A 22,348-nucleotide genomic window follows, 5' to 3' on the forward strand; every position below is an offset into this window, starting at 1 on the left:
TGTAAGGTCGGAAAAGTGCCCACACCTGTCATCGTCGGCGCCGTTCGCACGGCAATCGGACGTTCATTCAAGGGAACCCTGGTCAACACACCGCCGGAGACGCTGATCACCACGGTTTTGCCCGAGGTCGTTCGCCGGGCCGGCATCGAGCCCAGTGAGATCGACGACATCATCTTCGCCGAATCGCACTACGGCGGCGGCGATCTCGCTCGCTACGCGGCAGCTGCGTGCGGCATGGAATCGGTGCCCGGCCAGTCGGTCAACCGGCACTGTGCGGGCAGCCTGACCGCGATCGGCAACGCCGCGGCGCAGATCGGCTCCGGTATGGAGCGGGTACTGATCGCCGGCGGCGTGCAGTCGCTGTCGATGACGCCGCTGACCAAGTGGCGGGTGCCCGGCCCGGAGGTGACCTTCGTCGAGCCCTGGATGCCGCCGACGCACCCGGAGACCCCGGATGCGCCCACCCGGGACATGTCGATCACGGTGGGCTGGAACACCGCACAGGCCGCGGGCATCACCCGTGAGGAGATGGACGCCTGGGCCGCGCGGTCGCATCAGCGGGCCATCGACGCGATCGACGCCGGAAAGTTCGTCGACGAGATCATCCCGTTGAAGGTCGAACTGCCCGACGGTTCGGTCACCGAGTTCAAAGTCGACGAGTTCCCGCGGCGCGGGACCACCGCCGAGACGCTGGCGGGCCTGAAGGTGCTGCACCCGGAGATCGAGGGCTTCTCGATCACCGCCGGCAACAGCAGCGGCACCAACGACGCCGCGGCCGCCGTGGCGATCGTCGACTCCGACTACGCCCGCGACAAGGGGCTGACCGTGATGGGCACGGTCAAGGCCTGGGCTTCGGTCGGCGTCGCGCCGCGCGACACCGGCCTCGGCGGCGTCAAGGTGATCGGCAAGGTGCTCGAGCGTGCCGGGCTGTCGGTCGGTGACGTCGCACTGTGGGAGATCAACGAGGCCTTCGCCTCGGTGCCGATCGCGGCGTGCAAGGAGTACGGCATCGACGAGGAGCGGGTGAACTTCTCCGGCAGCGGCTGCAGCCTCGGCCACCCGATCGCAGCTTCCGGCGCCCGGATGGTCACCACCTTGCTCTACGAGCTCAAGCGGCGCGGCGGCGGCATCGGAGTGGCCGCGATGTGCGCCGGCGGCGGCCAGGGCGGCGCCGTGGTGATCGAGGTCTAAGGGTCGCTAACGCGACTTCGACGACGAAGCCGGCGCCGCGCGACGCCGCGCCGGCTTGTTGTTCTCCTCGATCAGCCGTTCGGCGTGGTCCAGGATGCAGTTGAGCCCATATTCGAAATTGGCGTCGTCGGCCGCACCGATCCGATGCCCCTGGCGGGTGCTCTCCGCCAGCAGCGGCGTGACGGTCGGGTCGATGACCAGCGCCTCTTCGAAATCGGACGGCCCCTCGGCGTCTGATGCCCGGTTCTTCTCGTAGAGCCGGCGCAGCACCACCGAACCGCGGATGTGCACCGAGACCGCGGAGTAGGTGTCAAAGGCATCCTGGGGAGACAGTCCGGCCTCGACCAGGCTGGCGATCGCCCGTTCGACCTCCTGCACGCCGATCTGCGCGGCGCGTGGACTCAGCGCCGCCCGGATCAGGATGAGGTCGCACAGGATGGGGCTGCCCAGAAACGTCGAGCGCATGCTGTGTGCGTGATTGCTCAAGGTCTGCCGCCAGTCCTTGGCCTCCACGTAGGGCGTGGCGAACACGTACTGCTTCAGGGCGCGGGTGGTCATCGCGTTGAGCAGGTCGTCCTTCTTGCGGAAGTACCAGTAGATGCTGGTCACCCCGACGCCGAGGTGTTTGCCGAGCACCGGCATGCTCAGGTTGTCGACACCGATCTGTTCGGCGAGTTCGAACGCGCCGTCGATGATGTCGTCGGGATTGATCGATCCGCGTTCGCGCCGTTGCCGTTTCTCGGCGACTGGCTGCTTTGCCACTGCGGATACCTCCAGTTCTGGTCGATACGGCCGGATTCTTCGCCGTTAAACCTACCGGTATCCGGCGCCGACACCGGTCATTGAGCTTCTCTTACCGTAAAGCATATGGTAAGCATTTTGGTAATACCTTGTCGCAACACCTGAAGGGTGACCCGTGTCTGAAGCGGTACTTCGCGAGCGTCGTGGACGCATCCTCGTTATCACGATCAACCGGCCCGAGGCCCGAAACGCGGCCAACAAGGCCGTCGCCGAAGGCCTGGCCGCCGCCTGTGACGAGCTCGACGACACCCCGGAGTTGTCGGTCGGCGTGCTGACCGGAGCTGGGGGCAACTTCTGCGCGGGCATGGACCTCAAGGCGTTCGCCGCCGGAGAGCTGGCGTACGTCCCGGGCCGCGGGCTCGGATTCACCGAGCGCCCGCCGCGCAAGCCGCTCATCTCCGCCGTCGAAGGCCACGCGGTGGCCGGCGGGACCGAGCTGGTGCTGGCCACCGACCTGGTGGTGGCCGCCAAAGGGGCGAAATTCGGCATCCCGGAGGTCAAGCGGGGACTGGTGGCCGCCGGCGGCGGCCTGCTGCGGCTTCCGCACCGCATCCCGTATCAGAAGGCACTCGAATTGGCGCTGACGGGTGAGAGTTTCACCGCCGAGCAGGGCGCGCAGTGGGGTTTCGTCAACGTGCTCGCCGAACCGGGTGCGGCGCTGGACGAAGCCATCGGGCTCGCCGAGCGGATCACCGCCAACGGTCCGCTGGCCGTCGCGGTGACCAAGGAGATCATGGTGAAATCCGCCGGCTGGAGCCAGGACGAGATCTGGCAGAAGCAGAACGAACTGATCGCGCCGGTGTTCACCTCGCACGACGCCAAGGAGGGCGCGATCGCGTTCGCCGAGAAGCGCGCCCCGAACTGGACCGGCGCCTGAGTCCTGGCGCGTAGCCGTGGATCTGGGCTTGCGTGACGCCCGCGCCGTCGTCGTCGGCGGCGGACGGGGGATGGGACTGGCCACCGCCCGTTGTCTGGCCGACGACGGGGCCCGGGTCGCGATCATCGGGCGCACGGCCGCAGTCCTGGAGCGTGCCTGCGAGGACCTGCGCGGGCGCGGCAGTCCGGAGGCCGTCGCCGTGGTCGCCGACGCCTGCGACGAGCAGCGGGTGCACGAGGCGTTCGCCGAACTCGGGGACCGTTGGGGTGGCGAACTCAACATTCTGGTCAACGCCACCGGCCCCGACGTGCAGGGCACCTTCGACGAGCTGACCGACGAACAGTGGCGCCGGGCCATCGACCAGGGCGCGATGGGCCTGGTGCACGCGGTCCGGGCGGCGCTGCCGCTGCTGCGCAAGGCCGAATGGGGCCGGATCGTCAACTTCTCGGCCCAGTCGACGCAGCGGCAGAGCACCGTCCTGGTCGCCTACACCGCGGCCAAGGCCATGGTGAACAGCGTCTCCAAGAACCTGGCATTGCTGCTGGCGCCCGAGGAGATCCTGGTCAACGTCGTCTCGCCCGGCAGTGTCGCCTCCGAGGGGCTGGTCGGGTGGGCCCGTTCGGTCGGGGTGGACGGAGATGACCCCTACCGGTTGATGGCGGCGATCACCGAGCACTTCGGGCACCCGGCGCAACTGCCGCGGGCCGGGCTGCCCGACGAGGTGGGCGCGGTCGCGGCGTTTCTGGCCTCGCGTCGCAACGCCTACATGACCGGCGCCAACGTCAACGTCGACGGCGGCTCGGATTTCACCTGACTGTCGGGGCAAATACTTCTCTGACCTGCCTACATGTTGACTTTCTGGCGGTCTGCCGCAGGTTGCGGAATGCGCTACCGAAAGGTATACAGTAAGAACTGTTCCGGTAGGATTCCCCACCGGGAATCCGAGTCGATTCGGGGCGGAGGTTGCGGGGTCGATGACCGCGGTGCTCTACGACGTGCGTGACGGCGTCGGGCTGATCACCTTCAACCGTCCGGAGCGGCTCAACTCCTGGGGGCCCGACATCGCCGCCGGCTGCTATGCGGCGATCGATCGCGCCGAGGCGGATCCTGCGGTGCGGGCGATCGTGCTGACCGGCACCGGGCGCGGGTTCTGCGCCGGAGCGGACCTGGGTGGTGGCGCCCAGACCGGCCCCGACACCGACGTCGCCGACACCGACGTGTCCGAACTGGTCGGGGACCGCCCGCCGCATTTCCTGACTGAGTTGCGCAAACCCGTGATCGCCGCCGTCAACGGTTCCTGTGTCGGGATCGGCCTGACCCACGCGCTGATGTGCGATGTGCGATTTGCCGCGGCCGGCGCCAAGTTCGCCACCGCGTTCACCCGCCGCGGACTGGTCGCCGAACACGGGATCACCTGGATGCTGCCGCGACTGGTCGGTATGGGCGCGGCGATGGATCTGCTGTTGTCCGGGCGGACCTTCCTCGCCGAGGAAGCCCGCGAACTCGGCCTGGTCAATCACGTCGTGGCACCCGAACAACTGCTGGAGCGCGCGATGGCCTACGCGCGCGACATCGCCGAGAACTGCTCCCCGGCCTCGCTGGCGGTGATCAAAGGTCAGGTCTACCGCGACGCGCTCGATGACGTCGCCGCGGTCAGCGCGCGTGCCGAAGCCCTGATGTACGAATCGCTGGCGCGACCCGACCTGATCGAGGGAATCACCAGTTTCTTCGAGAAACGCCCGCCGAACTTCCCGCCCCTCACGTGAGAAAGGTTGAGCACATGACCGCCGCACCCCAACGGCTCCCGTACTTGGCCGTGGACGTCGACAACCACTACTACGAGCCGCTGGACGCCTTCACCCGGCACCTGCCCAAGGAGTTCCGCAGCCGCGGTGTCCAGATGGTGCAGGACGGCAATCGCACCCTGGCGGTGTTCGGCGGGATCGTCAACCACTTCATCCCGAACCCGAGCTTCGATCCGATCATCGAACCGGGCTGCCTGGATCTGCTGTTCCGCGGCGAGATCCCCGAAGGTGTGGACCCGGCGTCGTTGATGAAGCTCGACCGGCTCTCCGAGCATCCCGAGTACCAGAACCGCGACGCCCGCGTGCAGGTGCTCGACCGGCAGCGGCTGGAGACGGTGTTCATGCTGCCGACCTTCGCCTGCGGGGTGGAGGAGGGACTCAAGCACGACATTCCCGCCACTATGGCGTCGGTGCACGCGTTCAACCTGTGGCTCGACGAGGACTGGGGCTTCGACCGTCCCGATGGGCGCGTGGTCTCCGCACCGATCATCTCGCTGGCCGATCCCGAAAAGGCCGTCGAGGAGGTCGACTTCGTGATCGGCCGCGGCGCCAAGCTGGTGTGTGTGCGCCCGGCGCCGGTGCCCGGCGAGGTGCGGGCCCGGTCCCTGGGTGACCCGGTGCACGACCCGGTGTGGGCGCGGCTTGCCGAGGCGGGCGTCACCGTCGTCTTCCACCTGTCCGACTCCGGCTATATGGCGATCCCGGCGCTGTGGGGCGGCAGCGGTGTGTTCAAGGGGTTCGGTAAACGCGATCCGCTGGACATGGTGATCATGGACGATCGCGCGATCCACGACACCATCGCCTCGATGATCGTGCACCAGGTGTTCACCCGTCACCCCACGCTCAAGGTGGCCAGTATCGAGAACGGCTCGTACTTCGTCTACCGGCTGATCAAGCGGCTGAAGAAGTCGGCCAACAACGCGCCCTACCACTACAAGGAAGACCCGATCGAGCAGCTGCGCAACAACGTCTGGATCGCCCCGTACTACGAGGACGACGTGAAGCTGCTGGCCGACACCATCGGCGTCGACAAGATCCTGTTCGGTTCGGACTGGCCGCACGGTGAGGGCCTGGCCGACCCGACCACCTTCACCGCCGACATCCCGCAGTTCCCCGAGTTCAGCGCGGAAGATACCCGAATGGTGATGCGGGACAACGCATTGACTCTGCTCGGCGATCCGAACCGTGTCGCACCGGGCGCCGCCCACCTGACCGCTTCGGTCTGACGGTGGGCGAATGGACGATCGGCGGCGTCGTCGACGCGATCGCGGAGGTCGTGCCCGATCGTGAGATGACGGTATGCGGCGCCCGGCGTAGCACGTTTGCGCAGAGCGCCGAGCGCACCCGCCGGCTGGCCAACTTCCTGGCGGGTCGCGGGCTGGGTGTGCACGCCGAACGCGCCGCACTGCAGAACTGGGAGTGCGGCCAGGACCGGGTCGCGCTGCTCATGCACAACGACCTGTACCCCGACATGGTCATCGGCTGCCTCAAGGCGCGGACGGCGCCGGCCAACGTCAACTACCACTACACCCCGGCCGAGGCGGGCGAGCTGCTGAACTATCTGGCGCCGCGCGCGGTGATCTATCACGCCGGCCTGGAGGCCAAGTTCGCCGACGCGCTGCGGGAGTGCGGCGCCGATCTGCTGATCCGGATCGACGACGGCACCGCCGATGCCCCGGTACTGGAGTCGATCTCGCTGGACGACGCGCTGGCGCAAGGGGAGATCGATCAGGCGCTGACGCCGTCACCCGACGATGTGCTGTTGGTCTGCACCGGCGGAACCACCGGACGCCCCAAGGGGGTGATGTGGCGACAGGCCGATCTGTACGTGTCGTCGATGAACGGCGCCGACCACGGGGACGTCGCCGAGATCCACGACAAGGTCGCCCACGCCGGTGCGCCGTGGTTCGCGGTGTCGCCGTTGATGCACGCCGCCGGAATGTGGACGGCGTTCTCGGGGCTGTTGTCCGGTCAGACCGTGGTGCTGCACGACACCAGATCCCGGTTCGATCCGCGCACTGTGCTCGAGACCGCAGAGCGCGAGAAGGTCGGCCTGATGACCATGGTCGGCGATGCCTACGCCGGCCCGATCGTCGAGGAGTTGGGCAGACGTCCGTATGACCTGTCCTCGCTGTTCGCCATCGGAACCGGCGGTGCGGCCACCAACGCCAAACATCAACAGGCACTGCTGGAATACCTGCCACAGATCACCGTGATCAATGGTTTCGGCTCGTCGGAAACCGGCAACATGGCATTCGGCCACACTCAGCATCGCAACCCCACCGCCGAGACCTTTCAGCTGCGGGTCGGCGGCCTGGTGGCCTCCGACGACTACACCCGGTTCCTGGAACCGGGGGAGGACGCGATCGGCTGGGTAGCACGCAACGGCCGAATCCCGCTGGGCTACTTCGAGGATGCTGCCGCAACCGAGCAGGTCTTTCGGCAGATCGACGGTGAGCGGGTCGTGATCTCCGGCGACCGCGCCGCACTGGACGCGGATGGAACCCTGCGGCTGTTCGGGCGCGACTCCCTGGTGGTCAACACCGGCGGGGAGAAGGTCTTCGTCGAAGAGGTCGAGAACGTGCTGCGCGCTCATCCGCAGGTGGCCGATGCGCTGGTGGTGGGGCGACCCAGCGACCGGTGGGGCGAGGAACTGGTCGCTGTGGTGGCACTGCAACCGGATTCGGACGCACGCGATGAACAACTGGCCGCGCACTGCCGAACGGTGCTGGCGGGTTTCAAGGTGCCCAAGGAGTTCGTCCGGGTGCAGCAGGTGCGCCGACTGGGCAACGGCAAAGCGGATTACCGCTGGGCCAAACGGCGGGTGAACGAAGAGGTGGTGACGGGGTCATGAGGGCGATCGATTGTCTGGTCAACGTGCACTTCGGCGAGAACAGACAGCCGGAGTGGATGGTCCGGGCGCGCGACGACTACTTCAAGGGACCCGAGTCGATGTTCGCGCCGGTCGAGATGGCGGCGCTGCTCGAGGAGATGGACGCCAACGGGGTGGAGAAGGCAGTCCTAATGGACAACCTGGTCAAGCCGTCGGTGACCGCCCGGAAGTTCGTGGCGGACCGGCCGGATCGGTTCGCGCTGGCCATCGGCGGCATCAACCTGTTGCGTCCGGTGCCCGCGCTGCGGGAGTTGTCCGCGATCGTCGGCGATCTCCCGGTGGTCTATGCGGTGGTGGGGCCGAGCTTCTGGGGCGACGGTCAGTATCCGCCCAGTGACGCCGTCTACTACCCGCTGTACGCCAAGTGCGCGGAACTGGATCTGCCGTTGTGCGTCAACACCGGTATCCCGGGACCGCCGATCCCGGGCGAGGTCCAGCATCCGATCCATCTGGATCGGGTCTGTGTGCGCTTCCCCGAACTGCGGCTGTGCATGATCCACGGCGCCGACCCGTGGTGGGACGTCGCGATCCGGATGCTCATCAAATACCGCAACCTGCGGTTGATGACCTCGGCCTGGTCGCCCAAGCGACTGCCCGAGTCCCTGCTGCACTACCTGCGCACCCGCGGCGCCGACAAGATCATCTTCGCCTCGGACTGGCCGGTGCTGCGGATGAACCGCGTCGTGCCGGAAGCACGTGCGCTGGACCTGCCCCCCGACGTGCTCGACAAGTACCTCTACCGCAATGCCCACGACTTCTTCTTCGCCGAACGCGGCGCCGCACCCGAACAGGAGAGCTGAGATGGATCGATTCGAACTGCGCAGGCTGGACTACAGCCTGACCGAGGACCACGTCGCTCTGCAGGCGGCCTACAAACAGTTCTTCACCACGCACTGCGACATCGAAACCGTGCGTGCCGCCGAGGGATCCGGCTTCGACAAGAACCTCTGGGAACGGTTGTGCGCGATGGGCGCCACCACCATGGCACTGCCGGAGTCCGTCGGCGGTGACGGCGCCACGCTGGTCGACCTCTGCCTGGTCGCCGAGGAGATCGGCCGCAGCCTGGCACCGGTGCCCTGGATCGACCAGGTCTGCGCGACCCGGCTGTTGGAAAGCCTGGGTGGGTTGCCGGCCGACGGCGCCGACACCGCCGACATCGTCAACGGCGCGCGACTGGTCGCCGTCGACCCGCATCAGGATCCCGTGGACGGGGCCCGACTGCTGCCGACCGGTTCGGTCGCCGACGAGCTCATCGTCCGCGACGGCGACTCGGTGGTAAGGCTGTCGTTCGGCGCCCGCCCGGCCCGGGTCGACAACATCGGCAAGCTGCCGATGGCCTGGGTCGACCCGGCCGACGCCGACTCGGCCACCGTGCTGGCGCGCGGTCCGGAAGCGCTGGCGAAATACCAGCGGGCACTGGACGAATGGCGACTGCTGACCGCGTCCGCGCTGGTCGGCCTGGTGGAGCAGACCATGACCATCGCCGCGGAGTTCGCCAAGACCCGCTACACCCTCGGGGTGCCGATCGGCACCCTGCAGGCCATCTCGCACCCGCTGGCGAACATGGCTATCACCGTCGCGTCGGGACGCAACCTGGCCTACCGCGCCGGCTGGTTCCTGGACAACGAGCCCGACGAACGGCCCGAACTGGCGCCTTCGGCGTTCGTGTTCATGGCCGAGGAGGCCGCCAAGGCCGCCACCATGGCCGTCCACATCCAGGGCGGCCTGGGGGTGTCGGCCGAAGCCGCGGCGACGGCCTACCTGGTGCGGGCGCGCGGCTGGCCGTTGGCCGGCGGCGACCCCGGCGCCAGTGCCTGCCGCATCGCCGACCTGATCGCCGCCCGCGAAACCGCCCACCGCGCAGCCAACTAAGGACAACGAGCATCATGGACTTCTCCCGACCGCAATTGACCGACGACGACCAGGCGTTCCGCGACGAGGTACGGACGTTCCTGGCCACCCACGTGACCGAGGAGGTCAAACGCCGCGACCGCGAGACCGGCGACAACTTCGACGAGGGCGTGCACCTGGCGCTGGGTGCCGCCGGCTACCTGGAAGCGGAGTGGAAAACCGAGGAGGACGGTGGCTTCTCCCGGGTGCGCCGACGCATCTGGGAGTTGGAGAAGCGTCGCGCCCACGTCCCGTGGGTCACCTGGGGGACCACCTCCATGGTGGCCCGCTCGGTGGCGTCGTTCGGCTCACCGGAACTGTGCGAGGAGATCCTGCCCGGGGTCTTCAGCGGCCACATCCGGCTCTGCCTGGGCTACACCGAACCCGAAGGCGGTTCCGATGTCGCCACCTGCAAGACCCGCGCGGTACGTGACGGCGACCACTGGATCATTAACGGCTCCAAGATGTTCACCACCGGTGCGCACAACTGCCAGTACGTCTTCCTGATCACCAACACCGACCCGGAGGCACGGAAACACAAGAGCCTCACCATGTTCCTGGTGCCGCTGAACACCCCGGGCATCGAGATCCAGGGGCTGCGTACCGTCGACGGCGACCGCACCAACATCGTCTACTACAGCGACGTCCGGGTCGACGACAAGTACCGGCTCGGTGAGGTCAACGGCGGCTGGACCGTGCTGCGTGAGCCGCTCAACGTCGAACACGGCGCGGTGGAAGCCGCCGTGGACGGGCTGGCCGACGTCTCGATCATGATGCATCAGGCGAACTTCATGGCTGAGGCCGTCGACAAGGCCGGCGCCGTCGTCGGGAACACCGGCAGCATAGCGGACCGTTCGGTGGCCTACCGACTGGGGAAGGCCGCCGCCCGGGTGGAAGCGTCGCTGTCGGCGCCGTCGATCTTCGGACGCGTCGCACTCGCGCAGACGATGCGCGACATCTCCCCGGACCTGATGGACCTGCTGGGCAGTGCGTCGGCGCTACCGATCGACACCGACGGCTCCATCGACAACGGGGCCAGCGACTACATCTTCCGGTTCGCGCCCCTGGTTGGGATCTACGGCGGCACCCTGGAGGTGTTCCGCAACATGATCGCCCAGTACGTGCTGGGCCTGGGCAAGCCGAGTTACTCGCCGCCGGCGGTCAAGACCTCCTAACCGGCGTCGAGGTGATCCGGCGTTGGTAACTCGACGGGGTCTCGCCGGCGAACCTGGTGAATGCTCGGGTGAACGCGCTCAAGCTGTCGAACCCGACGGTGGCCGCGGTCTGCTGTACCCCTTGATCGGGCGCGGCCAGCAGCGCCATCGCCTGCAACATCCGGGCGTGCAGTAGATAGGTGCGCCACGAGATGCCGATCACCGCCTCGAACTGGCGGCGCAGGGTGCGCTCGGATACCGCGACGGCCTGGGCGACCTGGGCCGCGGTCACCGACGCCAGGCGCTGTTTGGTGTAGACCATGGCCGGACCGACGATCGGATGATCGGAGGTCGGCAGGCTCAGCGGCGCCTCGTGCTCCAGCGCACCGGCGACCAGATGCCCCAGGGTGCGGAAGAAGTCGTCGGAGACGCCGTCGCCGTCGGGACGTTCGATCGGCCAGCGCAGCGAGTGCAGCATCATCTCCCGGATCAGCGGCGACACGGTCAGGATGCGGGCCCGGTCGCCGGCGTGCGCCACCAGCTCCGGGTCGAACATCACCGCCACCGTCTGCACCTCGGGACGCATCACCGCCTGATGATGCAGACCGGCCGGAATCCAGGCCGCCTGCTGCGGCGGCAGCAGGTAGTGCGCGGTGGCGGTCTGCACCTCGACCACCCCGCCTACGGCGTACTCGATCTGGTGCATGTCGTGGGAGTGCCAGCCGGTGACCAACTCCCGCCCCTCGTAGAGGTAACTGCCGGCCCGGGCTCGACCACCGCGCCGCAGATCGATGTTGGCCGGTTCGGCAAAATCTATGGCCGAACGCGCGGAGACGGTCATGGTTTTCCAGGGTACTAGTAGAGGCATGAACATCGACGACTTGATCCTGGTCAGCATCGACGATCACGTGGTGGAGCCGCCCGACATGTTCCTGCGCCACGTCCCGGCCAAATACAAGGACGAGGCGCCGATCGTCGTCACCGATGACAAAGGCGTCGACCAGTGGATGTACCAGGGCCGCCCGCAAGGCGTCAGCGGGCTCAACGCCGTGGTGTCCTGGCCGGCCGAGGAATGGGGCCGCGACCCCGCCGGGTTCGCCGAGATGCGCCCCGGCGTCTACGACGTGCACGAGCGGGTCCGCGACATGAACCGCAACGGCATTCTCGCCTCGATGTGCTTCCCGACCTTCACCGGCTTCTCCGCCCGACACCTCAACATGACCCGGGAGAACGTCACGTTGGTGATGGTGTCGGCCTACAACGACTGGCACATCGACGAGTGGGCCGGCTCGGCGCCGGGCCGGTTCATCCCGATCGCGATCCTGCCGACCTGGAACCCGGAAGCCATGTGCGCCGAGATCCGGCGGGTGGCGGCCAAGGGCTGCCGGGCGGTCACCATGCCCGAACTGCCGCACCTGGAGGGCCTGCCCAGCTATCACGACGAGGACTACTGGGGGCCGGTGTTCCGCACGCTCTCGGAAGAAGACGTGGTGATGTGCCTGCACATCGGCACCGGCTTCGGGGCGATCAGCATGGCCCCCAACGCGCCCATCGACAACATGATCATCCTGGCCACGCAGATCTCGGCGATGTGCGCCCAGGACCTGCTGTGGGGCCCGGCGATGCGCAACTACCCGAACCTGAAGTTTGCGTTCTCCGAGGGTGGCATCGGCTGGATCCCGTTCTACCTCGACCGCTCCGACCGGCACTACACCAACCAGAAGTGGCTGCGCCGCGACTTCGGCGACAAGCTCCCGTCCGAGGTGTTCCGCGAGCACTCGCTGGCCTGCTACGTCACCGACAAGACGTCGCTGAAACTGCGCCACGAGATCGGCATCGACAACATCGCCTGGGAGTGCGACTACCCGCACTCGGACTGCTTCTGGCCGGACGCCCCCGAACAGGTGCTCGCCGAACTGCAGGCCGCCGGCGCCGACGACTCGGACATCAACAAGATCACCTGGCAGAACTCCGCCCGGTTCTTCAGCTGGGACCCGTTCGCCCACACCCCGCGTGAGCAGGCGACGGTGGGCGCGCTGCGGGCCCAGGCCACCGACGTGGACGTCTCCATCCGGCCGCGCGCCGAATGGGCGCAGCGGTACGCGCAAAAGCAGTTGGCGCAGGCCTGACGGGAAGGGTCTGCAGCGATGGTTGCGGTGATCACCGGCGGTGCCGGCGGGATGGGTTCGGCCACAGCGAAGATCGTCGGGCGCGACGCGCCGGTCGTGCTCTGCGATGTCCGGCAAGATCGGCTGGACGCCACGGTGGCCGCGCTGAAAGACCTGGATGTCACGAGCGTGCACTGCGACGTCACCGACCGCCAGGCGGTGGCCGAGCTGTTCGACGTCGCCGCCGGCATCGGGCCCGTCACCGCGGTGATCCACACCGCCGGGGTGAGCCCCAGCATGGGCGATGCGCCTTATGTCATGCGTACCAACGCCCTGGGCACGCTGCATGTCAACGAGGTCTTCTTTGGTGTGGCCCCGGAGGGGGCCGCGATCGTCAACGTGGCGTCGATGGCCGCACACCTGCTGCCCGAGGAGATGATCCCCGCCGACCGATTCCCGTTGGCGCTCCACGACGTCGACGGCTTCACCGAGGCGCTGGCCGCGGTCTGCGCCCCGATGCCCGCCGAGGTGCGCTCGGGTATCGCCTACGCGGTGAGTAAAGCGTTCGTGCGCTGGTACTCCAGCTCGCAGGCCGAGCGGTTCAACGGCCGTGGTCTGCGCATCGTCTCGATCTCGCCGGGATCGGTGGACACCGAGATGGGCCGCTTGGAGGAGCAGGCCGGCGCCGGGGCGCTGGTTGCCGACGCCGCCGTCCCGCGCTGGGGCACGCCCGAGGAGATGGCCGAACTGATGGCGTTCTGCGTCAGTGCCAAGGCGGGCTACCTCACCGGCACCGACATCCTCAACGATGGCGGCGTGGTGGCCTCGGTGCGGGAACGGGCGCGGGCGGCCGCGGCCGGCTGAGCAGATCCGGCGATTTGCCACCGTCGATTATTCGACGTACTTTTCGAAAGTATGACGGCACCGATCGGCGGGGACGGCACGGCCCGCCCGGTCTCGTCGCCGCCCACCGAACGGGTGATGCGGATCCTGGAGTTGCTGGCCACCGATCCCGAACGGCACTGCACCCTGTCGGAGATCTCCCAGACCCTGGACATCAGCCACGGTACCTGCCACGCGATCCTGACCACCCTGGCCAACCGGCAGTGGATCGTGCGGGACCGGCACTCGGGTGGATACTCCTGGGGGCCGGCGCTGGCCGCCTTGGCGCGACCGGTCAACAAGCAGGCGTACCGGCCCGAGCTGCAGCGGCTTTTCGCAGCGGTCGGCAGACAGGTCATCCTCGGGGTCCGGCAGGGCGCGACAGTGGTGGTGACCGATGCGGTCGGGGAGTCGATCGCCGGACTGCGGCTCGGACCCGGCTTCCGGATGCCGTTGGTGGCACCGTTTTGCCGTGAGTTCATCGCCGGCGCGAGTGGCCAGGTCAAAAGGGACTGGCTGTCCGGCCTGGGCGCGCCGTCGCCGCGGCTGCGACGCCGGCTGACCGCGGTGCTCGACGAAGTCGGCGGACGCGGCTACGCGATCGACCGGATGAGCCGCGAATACGTCCGGGTGTACTCGGCACTGCAAGCGCTGGCCGCCGACGGTGAGCCCGACGAGATCACCGCCCGGGTCGCGACCGCCTTCGCCGATCTCACCGAGGTCGACTACCTGCCCGACGAACTCGCCGGCACCGCAGCGCATCCGATCGCCAGCGTCTCGGCCCCGGTCCGCGACCTCGACGGCACCGTCGCCATGTCGGTGGGGGTGGCCCCGTTCGCCGCCCTGACCGCCACGGAGGTCGCCGACCTCGGCGCGGCGGTACGCGAGGCCGCCGCACGTATCCAGGCCCAAAGCGCCGCCCGGACAGAATCAGAGGAGAACACGTGAGCGTGACGCTCAGCCCCGAACACCGCCAACTCGGGGAGTCCCTGCGGCAGTTCGCCGCCCGGCACGCACCGATCGCCGACACCCGCACCGCCTTCGACGCGCTGGCGGCCGGCGAGTTGCCGGACTGGTGGAACGAACTGGTGGCGAACGGCTTTCACGCCATCCACCTGCCCGAGCGGGTCGGCGGTCAGGGCGGTGAGCTGCTCGATGTCGCCGCGGTGCTCGAAGCCGCCGGCACCGTATCGCTGGCGGGACCGCTGCTGCCGACGGTGACCGCCGGCGCCGTCGGACTGCTGGCGAACGACACAAAGGCCCGCGAGGAGTTCCTGCGGGCGGTCGCCGAGGGCGCCCCGGCCACCGTCGTACTGCCCGGACAGTCCGACTTCACCGCGTGCCGCACCGGCGACGGCTGGTCGATCAGCGGCACCTCTCAAGTGATCTCCGGCGCCCGCTCGGCCCGGCTCGCGCTGGTCTGCGCCACCGGGGACGACGGTACCGACGTGTGGGCGGCCCTCGACACCAACCGGGCGCGGATCCAGTCGGTGGCCGGCACCGATCTGCTCACCGACCTGGCCACGGTGACCCTGGACGATCACCCGGTGGGCGCCGAGGACGTGCTGACCGGAATCGATTCCGAGCGCGCCGAATACCTTGCTGTCGGGCTCGTCGCGGCGGTGTGCGCCGGGATCGCGCAATGGTGTGTCGAGGCGGCGACCGCCCACCTGCGCACCCGGGAACAGTTCGGCGTCGCGATCGGCACCTTCCAGGCCCTGCAGCATAACGCCGCCATGCTGCTGGTCACCTCCGAACTGGCCTGCGCCGCGGCCTGGGATGCGCTGCGCGCCACGACCGACACGGTCGAACAACACCGGATGGCCGCGGCCACCGCCGCACTGACGGCGATCGCGCCGTGCCCGGACACCGTGTTCGACACCTTGACGATGTTCGGCGCCATCGGGTTCACCTGGGAGCACGACCTGCACCTGTACTGGCGGCGCGCCACCAGTCTCGCCGGCTCGATCGGCGCCGCCACCGACTGGGCACGCCGGCTCGGCGAACTCACCGCCGCCCAGCAGCGGGACTTCACCGTCGACCTCGGCGACGCCGAAGCGCAGTTTCGGGCCGGTGTCGCCAAGACGCTCGATGCGGCAACGGAGCTGGTCAATGACGGTCCGGGCCGTCAAGGCGACTACCCGCACTTCGAAACCGGCCCGCAGCGCACGCTGATCGCCGACGCCGGGCTGATCGCCCCGCAGTGGCCCGCACCGTGGGGACTGGATGCCTCACCGCTGCAGCAGCTGATCATCATCGAGGAGTTCGCCAAACGCCCCTCGCTGGTCCGGCCGTCACTGGGCATCTCCGAGTGGATCCTGCCGTCGCTGATACGTGCCGCACCCGAAGCGCTGCGCCGGCAGCTGATCCCGCCGACCCAGCGCGGTGAGCTCGCCTGGTGCCAACTGTTCTCCGAACCCGGCGCCGGCTCGGATCTGGCCTCGCTGACCACGCGCGCGGTCAAGGTCGACGGCGGCTGGCGGATCAACGGCCACAAGATCTGGACATCGGCCGCCCAGCGCGCCGACTACGGCGCGCTGCTGGCCCGCACCGATCCCGCCGCCGCCAAGCACCGCGGAATCGGCTATTTCATCCTGGACATGCGTTCGCCGGGCATCGAAGTCCAGCCGATCGTGACCGTCACCGGCGCAGCCGAATTCAACGAGGTGTTCCTCACCGACGTCTTCATCCCCGACGAGATGCTGTTGGGGGAGCCGACCGGCGGATGGCAACTGGCGATCGCGACCATGGCCGAGGAACGCACGGCGATCAGCGGCTATGTCGAGAACGACCGGGCTGTCGCGCTGCGGGCCATCGCCGGGGTCTCGGGGCCGTCACGTGCGGATGCGGTGCGTGCCTTGGGCGAACTCGACGCCTACGCCAACGCCATCCGGGCACTCGGGGTACGCGAGACCATCCGCATGCTGCACGGCGAGGCCTTCGGGGCGTCGTCGAGCATCGCCAAGGTGGCGATGAACGTGCTGCTGCGACGTACCTTCCGGGCCACCCTGGCCACCGTCGGCCGGCTGGCCATGGTCGCCGACTCCGATCCGGCCGTCATCGAGCATTACCTGCTGTCGCCGGCGGAGCTGATCGGCGGCGGCACCAAGGAAATTCAGCTGAACATCATCGCCCAGATGATTCTCGGCCTGCCCCGAAAGTAGAGGACACCGGTATGGGATTACGCGGAGACGCCGCGATCGTCGGCTACGTCGAACTGCCGCCGGAACGGCTGAACAAGGCCACCCCGGCCCCGTTCACCCTGGAGCAGTGGGCCGAGCTGAGCGCCGCGGCACTGGCCGACGCCGGACTGTCGGCTGAATCGGTCAACGGTATCGTCACCTCGCACCTGGCCGAATCGGAGATCTTCGTGCCCTCCACCATCGCCGAATACCTCGGTGTCGGGGCACGGTTCGCCGAGATCGTCGACCTGGGCGGGGCGAGCGCGGCGGCCATGGTCTGGCGGGCGGCGGCCGCGATCGAACTCGGCATCTGCGATGTGGTGCTGTGCGCGCTGCCGGCCCGCTACATCACCCCGATGTCGGAACGTAAACCCAAGCCACTGGTCGACGCGATGTTCTTCGGATCGTCGAGCAACCAATACGGCTCGCCGCAAGCCGAATTCGAGATTCCCTACGGCAACCTCGGGCAGAACGGCCCCTACGGACAGGTCGCCACCCGCTACGGCGCCGTCTACGGCTACGACGAGCGCGCGATGGCCAAACTCGTCGTGGACCAGCGGGTCAACGCCAACCACACCGACGGTGCGATCTGGCGAGACACCCCGCTGAGCGTCGACGACGTACTGGCCAGCCCGGTGATCGCCGACCCGCTGCACATGCTCGAGATCGTGATGCCCTGTGTCGGCGGAGCGGCGGTGGTGATCGCGAGCGCCGAGGTCGCCAAGCGGGCCCGCAACCGGCCGGTATGGGTCAAGGGATTCGGCGAGCACGTGCCGTTCAAGACCCCGACCTATGCCGCCGACCTGTTGGCGACCCCGATCCGCGAAGCCGCCGACACCGCGTTCGCAATGACGGATCTGACCCGGGCCGACATGGACATGGTCTCCATCTACGACTGCTACACGATCACCGTGCTGCTGTCGCTGGAAGACGCCGGGTTCTGCGAAAAGGGCAAGGGCATGCAGTTCCTAGCCGATCACGACCTGACCTTCCGCGGCGACTTCCCGCTCAACACCGCCGGCGGGCAACTCGGATTCGGCCAAGCCGGCCTGGCCGGCGGCATGCACCACGTCTGCGACGCCACCCGCCAGATCATGGGCCGGGCCGGTGCCGCGCAGGTCGCCGACTGCAACCGGGCGTTCGTCTCCGGCAACGGCGGGATCCTGAGCGAACAGACCACCCTCATCCTGGAAGGGGACTAGCGCAGATGCTGAGCTTCGAACGGCCGATGCCGGTCAAAACCCCTACCACCGCACCGTTCTGGGATGCGCTGGCCCAGCACCGCATCGTCATCCAGTACTCGCCGTCTTGCGACAGCTACGTGTTCTACCCGCGGGTTCGGGCGCCGCGCACCCTTGCCGACGACCTGGAGTGGCGCGAGATCTCCGGGATGGGCACGCTGTACTCGTTCACCGTGGCCCGGCGTCCCGTCGGCCCGCACTTCGCCGACGCCGTGCCTCAGTTGCTGGCGATCGTGGAATGGGACGAGGGGCCCCGGTTCTCCACCGAACTGGTCAACGTCGACCCCGCCGACCTGACGGTCGGCATGCGGGTGCGGCCGGTGTTCTGCGACTACCCCGACCACGACGTCACGATGTTGCGCTATGAACCGGAGGTGCGCGATGTCTGATGTGACCGAACTGGCCGAGATCGAAGCGATCAAACGCCTCAAGTCCCGCTACTGCCGGTATCTGGACACCAAGGACTGGACGGCCTGGCGGGGGTTGTTCACCGACGACTTCCTCAGCGACACCGCGAGTGCGGGCGGCAAGATCATCACCGGCGCCGACGAATTCGTGGCCTTCACCCGCAAGAGCCTGCGTGACCAGGCCACCGTGCACCAGGTGCACGCCCCCGACATCGAGCTGGACTCGCCGACCACCGCGCACGGGGTGTGGGCGCTGGAAGACGTGGTCCGGTTCGGCCCCGGGGTGAACCTGCGCGGCTACGGGCACTACAGCGAGACCTACGAAAAGGCCGGCGGCGAGTGGCGGATCTCATCTTCGAAGCTGACCCGGCTACGCGAGGACGTGTTCAACGGACTGTTCGCGGTGTATCTGTCACCGCGGGTGCGGGCCGCGGTGGGCAGAGTCGCCGGGCGGTTGATGAAGTGAGCGCGTAGCACTCACCGCAGCGAATACCGCAGCGGAAGATGCTTGTGTCCGCCGACGAACGTCGTCGCGGTCAGTTCGGGTTCGCCGTCGAAGTCGACCGATTCCAGCCGCGGCAGCAGTTCGGCGAAGATGCTGCGGATCTCCATGCGCGCCAACGCCGCGCCCATGCAGAAGTGCACGCCGTGCCCGAAGGACAGATGCTGGTTGGGGTCGCGGCCGACATCGAATCGGAAGGGTTCGTCGAAGACGTCTTCGTCCCGGTTGGCCGAGACATAGGACAGCAGCACCGACTCGCCGGCGGCGATGGGCACGCCGCGTACCGAGGTGTCTTCGGTCGCGGTACGCATGAAGCCCTTGACGGGTGTGGTCCAGCGGATCATCTCTTCGGCGGCCAGTGACATCAGGCCCGGATCGTCGCGCAACCGCTGTCGCTGATCGGGGTGCTCGATCAGGGCGCCCATCCCACCGGAGATGGCCGCGCTGGTGGTGTCATGGCCCGCGGTCGCGACGATGACGTAGTAGGACACGGTGTCGATGTCGGACATGTACTCGCCGTCGATCCGGGCGTTCGCGATCGCCGAAGCGAGGTCGTCGGTGGGGTTCTCCCGCCGGGATGCGGTCAGCGCGTTGAAGTACTCGAACATCTCCAGCAGGGCATACATCTGCTCCTCGGGGGTTCCGCTGCGCTGCATCTCGGGATCGTCGGCGCCGACCAGTTCCTGGGTGAGCTTGAGCATCCGCGGAAAATCCGCCTCCGGCAGCCCGAGCAGCGACATGATCACGAACAACGGGTAATCGACCGCGATGTCCCGAGCGAAATCACAGCTGCCTCCGGCCGCACGCATCTTGTCCACGTAAGTCTTGGCGAGGTCGTCGACCCGGCCCTGCAGCGCCCGCATCGCCTTGGGACGGAACCAGTTGGCCCCGATGGATCGCATCGCCTGATGCTCGGGATCGTCGGCGTGGATCAGGGTCCGCACCCCGATCTGCGCCTGCTGTTCCTCGTACTCGGTGCGCATCAGCACCGGGCGCGGGGCGTTGATGAACACGTCGTTGGCGCGTTCGATCGCCAGGATGTCGGCATGTTTGGTGACGGCCCAGAACGGCCGGTAGGACGGCACATTCACCAGCGACACCGGTGCTGTCGAGCGCAGCCGGGCCAGCGTCGCGTGCAGTCGCGGCTCGTCGGTGTAGGCGACCGGGTCGGCGAGCAGATCGGCGGAGTCGTTCAGGTGCGATGCGGTCATCCCGAATAGCTTACGGGAAGGGCTATAGTACAGTCGCCGGGAGATAGTCCGGAAGTGACCGATCCAACCAAGGGGAGTATTCGTGGAGATCGAAGGCAAGGGCGCGATCATCGTCGGTGGCGCATCGGGGTTCGGCAAGGCGACCGCGGAGTTGCTGGCCAAGCGCGGCGCGAAAGTCGCGATCCTGGACCGGCCGCAGTCCAAGGGCGCCGAGGTCGCCACCGAGATCGGCGGTCAGTTCTTCGAAGCCGACGTCACCGACTTCGCCGGCATCGAACAGGTGATCAACGAGGCGGTCGAGGCTCTGGGCGGGTTGCACATCGCGGTCACCACCGCCGGCGGGACCACCGCGGGCGGCGGGATCGGGGAGCGGACCATCAAGCGCGACGGCCCGCACGACCTGGAGGCGTTCCGGTCCACCCAGGATCTCAACGTCGTCGGCACCTTCAACGTCAGCCGTCTGGCCGCCTGGCACATGAGCACCAACGAGCCCGAAGACGACGAGCGCGGCGTGATCATCAATACGTCGTCGATCGCGGCGTTCGAGGGCCAGATCGGCCAGATCGCCTACACCGCATCCAAAGCCGCGATCGCCGGGATGTGCCTGACCATGGCTCGCGATCTCGGCGGCGTCGGCATCCGGGTGCTCGCGATCGCGCCCAGCCTGTTCGCCACCGGCCTGACCCAGGGCATCCCGGACGAGTTCGCCGCGGTGCTGACCAAGGATGCGGCGTTCCCCAAGCGGCTGGGCCGCCCGGAGGAGTACGCCAAACTGGCCGCCGCCATGGTGGAGAACCCGATGCTCAACGGCCAGTGCATCCGGCTGGACGCCGGCCAGCGCTTCGCCCCGAAGTAACCCCTCGTTGAGGCTGCAGTCAGGGCGGTGAATCGCGTTGCGACACCGCCCTGACTGCAACGCCGGTCAGGACCCGGCGGGAACCGGTGGTTTCGAAGCCGAGGGGTCCGGGTTGGCGATCGGCAGCCCCATGAACCGGCGGGCGTTGTCGCCCATGAAGTCGTAGGTGCGCCGGACATCCATGCCCTCGGCGTACTTCCAGAAGCCCTTCGGCTCGGCCAGGCCCTCCGGGTGCGGGTAGTCCGACCCGAACAGCACCTTGTCCCAGCCCACGGTGTCCACCACGTCGGAGATGCAGCCCTCCCAGAACGGGCTGACCCAGATGTTGCGCCGGAACACCTCGTGCGGATGCTCTTCGAAGTTCTGCGGCATCTTCTTGTACAGGTCGCCGAAGTCGTCGAACAGCGGCCGGATCCACGAGCTGCCGTTCTCCACGCTGGCGATGCGCAGCTTGGGGAAGCGGGTCAGCGTGCCGTGGCAGATCAACGCGGTGATCATGTCGGCGATCTCCCGGTGGCCCAGCACCATCCAGCGGAAGGCGCTCTGTGTCATGAAGTTCTGCGTGTACGGCGGCTCCCATTTCCCGACGTAATCGTCCAGCGGCGGGAAGCTGGCGTGCAGCACGATGGGCAGCCCGGCGGCCTCGACGTCGCGCCAGAACGGGTCGAATTCCGGCAGCGCGGGGGAGCGCCAGCCGTGCACACCGTTGACGGGTCCGGGTTTGATCAACGCCACCGCGGCACCCCGGTCGAGGATGTAGGCCAGTTCCCGCTGCGCGGCGTCGACCTCGGAGAGGTTGATGATCGGGGTGGAGAACACCCGGCCGTCGTAGTTGTAGCTCCAGTGCTGGGCCATCCACTGGTTCAACGCGTGGATGATGGCCAGCGTGAGCTCGGGGTCGTCGGCACTGGAGTGCTCGACCAGGCTGGCCAGCGTCGGATAGTTCAGCGCCTCGGTCACACCTTGGCGGTCCAGCTCGGCGACCCGGTCGGCGGGGTTGCGGGTGGCCGATGGCGCCTCGATCGCCGGACCCTGCATCTCGCGCAGGGTCAGCCCCTCGGTGTTCTCCCCGGCGAAGAACTTCTCGTGTGCGCCCGGCGCGGCGACCCGCTCGAAGGTGGGGTTGGGGATGAAGTCGCTCACCCGGTTGTTGATGATGATCCGGGTCTGCCGGCCGATCTGGGCGAATTGGACTGCCCGCGAGTATTTCTCCGGGAGGTACTGGGTCAGGGCCTCGGCGGTTTCGTACATGTGCTGGTCGGCATCGAAGATCGGTGCGTCGCGGAACTGGTTCATCGGGTTCATCTCCTTACCGCGAGCAGACACTTTCCGGGTTGCGCGACATGCG

The 22,348-nt window shown here is 67.9% G+C and carries 21 protein-coding genes; 17 read left to right on the plus strand and 4 right to left on the minus strand.

Features of this window, described 5'->3' with window-relative positions:
- The first annotated feature begins 15 nt into the window (after positions 1 to 15).
- Positions 16 to 1,191, plus strand: coding sequence for a thiolase family protein (locus AWC02_RS17470; RefSeq protein ID WP_085129960.1), 1,176 nt, complete (start codon positions 16 to 18; stop codon positions 1,189 to 1,191).
- A 6-nt stretch (positions 1,192 to 1,197) separates the two neighbouring features.
- On the opposite strand, the gene AWC02_RS17475 is transcribed toward AWC02_RS17470, so the two are convergent.
- Positions 1,198 to 1,953 carry a TetR/AcrR family transcriptional regulator gene (locus tag AWC02_RS17475; RefSeq protein ID WP_085129961.1) on the minus strand — a complete coding sequence of 252 codons (756 nt, stop codon included), beginning with the start codon at positions 1,951 to 1,953 and terminating at the stop codon, positions 1,198 to 1,200.
- Between the two features lie 154 nt (positions 1,954 to 2,107).
- Here AWC02_RS17475 and AWC02_RS17480 point away from each other — a divergent pair, with 154 nt between their 5' ends.
- From AWC02_RS17480 to AWC02_RS17515, 8 genes are all read left to right on the plus strand, one after another.
- A complete protein-coding gene (locus AWC02_RS17480; protein ID WP_085129962.1) occupies positions 2,108 to 2,869 on the plus strand; it encodes a crotonase/enoyl-CoA hydratase family protein in 762 nt (253 codons plus the stop codon).
- Between the two features lie 16 nt (positions 2,870 to 2,885).
- Entirely contained in the window at positions 2,886 to 3,683 is a 798-nt protein-coding gene (locus tag AWC02_RS17485; RefSeq protein WP_085129963.1) for an SDR family NAD(P)-dependent oxidoreductase, read from the plus strand.
- Positions 3,684 to 3,843: 160 nt separating this feature from the next.
- The gene (locus tag AWC02_RS17490; protein WP_085129964.1) at positions 3,844 to 4,635 is read left to right on the plus strand and encodes an enoyl-CoA hydratase; all 792 of its coding nucleotides are present in this window, start codon (positions 3,844 to 3,846) and stop codon (positions 4,633 to 4,635) included.
- 14 nt (positions 4,636 to 4,649) lie between these two features.
- Positions 4,650 to 5,900: an amidohydrolase family protein gene (locus AWC02_RS17495; protein ID WP_085129965.1), complete on the plus strand. Its 1,251-nt coding sequence runs from the start codon at positions 4,650 to 4,652 to the stop codon at positions 5,898 to 5,900.
- A gap of 2 nt (positions 5,901 to 5,902) precedes the next feature.
- A complete protein-coding gene (locus AWC02_RS17500; protein ID WP_085129966.1) occupies positions 5,903 to 7,528 on the plus strand; it encodes an acyl-CoA synthetase in 1,626 nt (541 codons plus the stop codon).
- Positions 7,525 to 8,367, plus strand: coding sequence for an amidohydrolase family protein (locus AWC02_RS17505; protein WP_085129967.1), 843 nt, complete (start codon positions 7,525 to 7,527; stop codon positions 8,365 to 8,367). Before AWC02_RS17500 ends, AWC02_RS17505 begins: the two co-directional genes overlap by 4 nt.
- A 1-nt stretch (position 8,368) precedes the next feature.
- A complete protein-coding gene (locus AWC02_RS17510) occupies positions 8,369 to 9,439 on the plus strand; it encodes an acyl-CoA dehydrogenase family protein (protein WP_085129968.1) in 1,071 nt (356 codons plus the stop codon).
- A 14-nt stretch (positions 9,440 to 9,453) separates the two neighbouring features.
- Entirely contained in the window at positions 9,454 to 10,632 is a 1,179-nt protein-coding gene (locus AWC02_RS17515; protein ID WP_085129969.1) for an acyl-CoA dehydrogenase family protein, read from the plus strand.
- On the opposite strand, the gene AWC02_RS17520 is transcribed toward AWC02_RS17515, so the two are convergent.
- Positions 10,619 to 11,452 carry an AraC family transcriptional regulator gene (locus tag AWC02_RS17520; RefSeq protein ID WP_085129970.1) on the minus strand — a complete coding sequence of 278 codons (834 nt, stop codon included), beginning with the start codon at positions 11,450 to 11,452 and terminating at the stop codon, positions 10,619 to 10,621. The two genes, AWC02_RS17515 and AWC02_RS17520, sit on opposite strands and share 14 nt — an antisense overlap.
- 25 nt (positions 11,453 to 11,477) lie before the next feature.
- Between AWC02_RS17520 and AWC02_RS17525 the strand changes: the two genes are divergently transcribed.
- Genes AWC02_RS17525 through AWC02_RS17555 form a run of 7 tightly spaced genes read left to right on the plus strand, consistent with a single transcriptional unit; the run spans position 11,478 to position 18,897 of the window.
- The gene (locus tag AWC02_RS17525) at positions 11,478 to 12,740 is read left to right on the plus strand and encodes an amidohydrolase family protein (protein WP_085129971.1); all 1,263 of its coding nucleotides are present in this window, start codon (positions 11,478 to 11,480) and stop codon (positions 12,738 to 12,740) included.
- A gap of 18 nt (positions 12,741 to 12,758) precedes the next feature.
- Positions 12,759 to 13,583 (plus strand): SDR family oxidoreductase, encoded by an 825-nt coding sequence (locus tag AWC02_RS17530; protein WP_085129972.1) that lies wholly within the window; start codon positions 12,759 to 12,761, stop codon positions 13,581 to 13,583.
- Positions 13,584 to 13,634: 51 nt separating this feature from the next.
- Positions 13,635 to 14,549: an IclR family transcriptional regulator gene (locus AWC02_RS17535; protein ID WP_085129973.1), complete on the plus strand. Its 915-nt coding sequence runs from the start codon at positions 13,635 to 13,637 to the stop codon at positions 14,547 to 14,549.
- Positions 14,546 to 16,765 (plus strand): acyl-CoA dehydrogenase family protein, encoded by a 2,220-nt coding sequence (locus AWC02_RS17540; RefSeq protein WP_085129974.1) that lies wholly within the window; start codon positions 14,546 to 14,548, stop codon positions 16,763 to 16,765. The genes AWC02_RS17535 and AWC02_RS17540 overlap by 4 nt, the downstream gene beginning before the upstream one ends.
- Before the next feature lie 11 nt (positions 16,766 to 16,776).
- Positions 16,777 to 17,985: a thiolase family protein gene (locus tag AWC02_RS17545; RefSeq protein WP_085129975.1), complete on the plus strand. Its 1,209-nt coding sequence runs from the start codon at positions 16,777 to 16,779 to the stop codon at positions 17,983 to 17,985.
- Between the two features lie 5 nt (positions 17,986 to 17,990).
- Positions 17,991 to 18,413, plus strand: a complete 423-nt coding sequence (locus tag AWC02_RS17550) for a Zn-ribbon domain-containing OB-fold protein (protein WP_085129976.1) — start codon at positions 17,991 to 17,993, stop codon at positions 18,411 to 18,413.
- The gene (locus AWC02_RS17555; RefSeq protein WP_085129977.1) at positions 18,406 to 18,897 is read left to right on the plus strand and encodes a nuclear transport factor 2 family protein; all 492 of its coding nucleotides are present in this window, start codon (positions 18,406 to 18,408) and stop codon (positions 18,895 to 18,897) included. Before AWC02_RS17550 ends, AWC02_RS17555 begins: the two co-directional genes overlap by 8 nt.
- Before the next feature lie 11 nt (positions 18,898 to 18,908).
- On the opposite strand, the gene AWC02_RS17560 is transcribed toward AWC02_RS17555, so the two are convergent.
- The gene (locus AWC02_RS17560; RefSeq protein ID WP_085129978.1) at positions 18,909 to 20,144 is read right to left on the minus strand and encodes a cytochrome P450; all 1,236 of its coding nucleotides are present in this window, start codon (positions 20,142 to 20,144) and stop codon (positions 18,909 to 18,911) included.
- Positions 20,145 to 20,226: 82 nt separating this feature from the next.
- Between AWC02_RS17560 and AWC02_RS17565 the strand changes: the two genes are divergently transcribed.
- A complete protein-coding gene (locus AWC02_RS17565; protein WP_085129979.1) occupies positions 20,227 to 21,000 on the plus strand; it encodes an SDR family NAD(P)-dependent oxidoreductase in 774 nt (257 codons plus the stop codon).
- 66 nt (positions 21,001 to 21,066) lie between these two features.
- On the opposite strand, the gene AWC02_RS17570 is transcribed toward AWC02_RS17565, so the two are convergent.
- The gene (locus tag AWC02_RS17570; protein WP_109561064.1) at positions 21,067 to 22,296 is read right to left on the minus strand and encodes an amidohydrolase family protein; all 1,230 of its coding nucleotides are present in this window, start codon (positions 22,294 to 22,296) and stop codon (positions 21,067 to 21,069) included.
- Between the last annotated feature and the right edge of the window lie 52 nt (positions 22,297 to 22,348).

This window comes from Mycolicibacter engbaekii, assembly GCF_002101585.1.
Taxonomy (GTDB): domain Bacteria; phylum Actinomycetota; class Actinomycetes; order Mycobacteriales; family Mycobacteriaceae; genus Mycobacterium; species Mycobacterium engbaekii.